Origin of the sequence: Streptomyces alkaliphilus (assembly GCF_014141535.1) — a bacterium.
GTDB classification, from domain to species: domain Bacteria; phylum Actinomycetota; class Actinomycetes; order Streptomycetales; family Streptomycetaceae; genus Streptomyces; species Streptomyces alkaliphilus.
Genome location: NZ_VKHT01000632.1, coordinates 1 through 3,086 on the forward strand (window position 1 = coordinate 1; position 3,086 = coordinate 3,086).

Here is a 3,086-nt window from a genome sequence, read left to right on the forward strand (position 1 = left end):
TCCCCCACCCGCGCCGCGGCGCCCCCGGGGCCCCTCAGGTGTCGATGCGGGAGCGGTCCATGACGGCGGCGGAGGAGGCGATGAATTCCCGGCGCGGTGCCACGTCGTTCCCCATCAGCAGGGCGAAGGCCGCCTCGGCCGCCTCGAGGTCCTGGATGTTGATCCGGCGCAGCGTGCGGTGGCGCGGATCCATGGTCGTCTCCGCGAGTTGGTCGGCGTCCATCTCGCCCAGCCCCTTGTAGCGCTGGATCGACTCCTTGAAGCGGATGCCCCGATCGGTGAGCTCCCGCAGGGTCTCCCGCAACTCGGCGTCGGAGTAGGTGTACCGGTACTTCTCCCGGCCGCGCCGGGGGTTGATCAGCTCGATGCGGTGCAGTGGTGGCACCGCGGAGAAGACCCGGCCCTGCTCGACCATCGGACGCATGTAGCGCTGGAAGAGGGTCAGCAACAGGCAGCGGATGTGGGCGCCGTCCACGTCCGCGTCCGCGAGGAAGATCACCTTGCCGTAGCGCGCCTGATCGATGTCGAAGGTACGCCCGGAGCCGGCTCCTATGACCTGGATGATGGCGCTGCACTCGGCGTTCTTGAGCATGTCCGACACCGAGGACTTCTGGACGTTGAGGATCTTGCCCCGGATCGGCAGCAACGCCTGGAACTCACTGTTGCGGGCGAGTTTGGCGGTACCCAGGGCGCTGTCCCCCTCGACGATGAACAACTCGCTGCGGTCCACGTCGTCGCTGCGGCAGTCGGCCAGTTTGGCGGGCAGCGATGAGGACTCCAGCGCCGTCTTGCGGCGCTGGGCCTCCTTGTGCTGACGGGCGGCGATGCGGGTGCGGGCGGCGGCGACGGCCTTCTCCAGCACCGCCCGGGCCTGCTGCTTGTCGTCCCGCTTGGTCGAGGTCAGGAACGCCTTGAGCTCCTTGGCCACCACCTGGCCGACGATCCGGGTGGCCGCGGAGGTGCCCAGCACCTCCTTGGTCTGCCCCTCGAACTGGGGCTCGGCCAGCCGGACGGTCACCACGGCGGTGAGGCCCTCCAGGGCGTCGTCCTTGACGACGTCGTCCTCGGCGACGCGCAGCAGCTTGGCCGAACGCAGCACCTCGTTGACGGTGCGGGTGATCGCGCGTTCGAATCCGGCGACGTGGGTGCCCCCCTTGGGGGTGGCGATGATGTTGACGAAGGACTTGACCGTGGTGTCGTAGCCGGTGCCCCAGCGCAGCGCGACATCGACCCGCAGCTCCCGCTTGACCTCGGTCGGGATCATGTGGCCGCGGTCGTCCAGAACCGGAACGGTCTCCTTGAAGGTGCCCTCCCCCCGCAGGCGCAGCACGTCGCAGATCGGCCGGTCGGGGGCCAGGAACTCGCAGAACTCCCCGATGCCTCCGTCGTAGTGGAAGATCTCGGTGGTGCCCTTGGCGTCGTCGACCTCCCCGTCGGCGCCCGCCCGCCCGAGGGCCCGCTCGTCGCGGACGACGATGGTCAGGCCGGGAACCAGGAAGGCCGTCTGACGGGCGCGGGCGTACAGGGTCTCCGGGGAGAGTTCGGCGTCCTTGAGGAAGATCTGCCGGTCGGCCCAGTAACGCACCCGGGTGCCGGTGCGTCCCTTGGTCACCCGCTTGCCCTTGACCAGGCCGCCACCGGGCTCGAACGGTGCGTCGGGGCCCTCGCCCGAGAAGGCGCCGGGGGTGCCGCGCCGGAAGCCGATGGAGTGCGTGCGCCCGTCGCGGTCCACCTCGACGTCCAGCCGGGCGGAGAGGGCGTTGACCACGGAGGCGCCGACCCCGTGCAGGCCGCCGGAGGCCGCGTAGGAGCCGCCGCCGAACTTCCCGCCGGCGTGGAGCTTGGTCATCACGACCTCCACGCCGGACAGGCCGGTGCGCGGCTCCACGTCCACCGGGATGCCACGGCCGTTGTCACGCACCTCCACCGAGCCGTCCGCGTGGAGGATCACCTCGATGTGATCGCAGTGGCCGCCGAGGGCCTCGTCCACGGAGTTGTCGATGATCTCCCAGAGGCAGTGCATCAGGCCACGGCTGTCCGTGGAGCCGATGTACATGCCGGGGCGCTTGCGGACGGCCTCCAGGCCCTCGAGGACCAACAGGTGCCGCGCGGTGTAGTTGCCCCCGGTGTCGGCACCGGTGAGCAGCGCGGTGGACGGCACGGACGTATCGGCGGTCACGCAGTTCGCTCCTCGCTGAATTCTGCTGGGTGGCGGGTTCGCCGCTCAGAGGGTACCGAGGCCCAACGATGCGGGTGACCGGGCACCCCGACGTCCTTTCACCCTACCCGGATGCGGTCAGGTGTTCGAATCCGGGAAGAGGTGAGGGACACATCGCGTTCCTTTCGAGGCATGAACCAATTAGGCTCCGGGCACGTCCTTCTCCACAAGGGCTTCGTCGACGCCGACCGCCCCACCCGGGAGGACGACGCGACGGTGCCGATGCCGGAGAACCGACTGGACACCATCGCACAGCGAAACCGACCATCCACCACCCGCGACGACAGCCCGACCACAGCGAGCACCACACCGCACTACGGCCCATTCGCCGCCAACGGGCAGCATCCGGCCATCGAGGAAGTCGAGAAGGGATTTCCGAGAAAAAGCCGCGAGCGGGAACGTTTTCGGCCCGGTTGGATGTTGACCCTGGTACGACAGCTCGTCGAGCTAGAGAAGAGGCGACGTGACTACTGTTCTGACCCCCGCGACCCCGCTGACCGCCGCTGACCGCTGCGACCGCTGCGGCGCCCAGGCGTACCTGCGCGTCGTGCTCGTGAGCGGCGGCGAGCTCCTGTTCTGCGCCCACCACGGCCGTAAGTTCGCTCCGGAGCTCAAGAAGGTCGCCGCCGACATCCAGGACGAAACCGAGAAGCTGTCCACGACCCCGGCGACCGCCAACGAGGACGAGCGCTGATCCCGGGCGGGCCCGGAGCCCGCACGGCGAGCTGATCCGGCACCCGGTCGGAGTTTCGAACACGGCCGCCCCCGTCCGGGGGCGGCCGTGTCGCCGTGTCCGGGGACGCGACCGCGTCTCCCGGGGCCACCGCGGCCCACGGAGCCACCGGCGGCACGAACCCCGCCCCGGCCC

2 protein-coding genes are annotated in these 3,086 nt (G+C 69.8%); one reads left to right on the forward strand and one right to left on the reverse strand.

Annotated features, from left to right (window positions below; all coding sequences use genetic code 11):
* Positions 1-34: 34 nt before the first annotated feature.
* A complete protein-coding gene (locus FNQ90_RS17725; RefSeq protein WP_182607281.1) occupies positions 35-2,179 on the reverse strand; it encodes a DNA gyrase/topoisomerase IV subunit B in 2,145 nt (714 codons plus the stop codon).
* Positions 2,180-2,681: 502 nt separating this feature from the next.
* Between FNQ90_RS17725 and FNQ90_RS17730 the strand changes: the two genes are divergently transcribed.
* Positions 2,682-2,912, forward strand: coding sequence for a DUF7455 domain-containing protein (locus FNQ90_RS17730; protein ID WP_143624595.1), 231 nt, complete (start codon positions 2,682-2,684; stop codon positions 2,910-2,912).
* Positions 2,913-3,086: the final 174 nt, after the last annotated feature.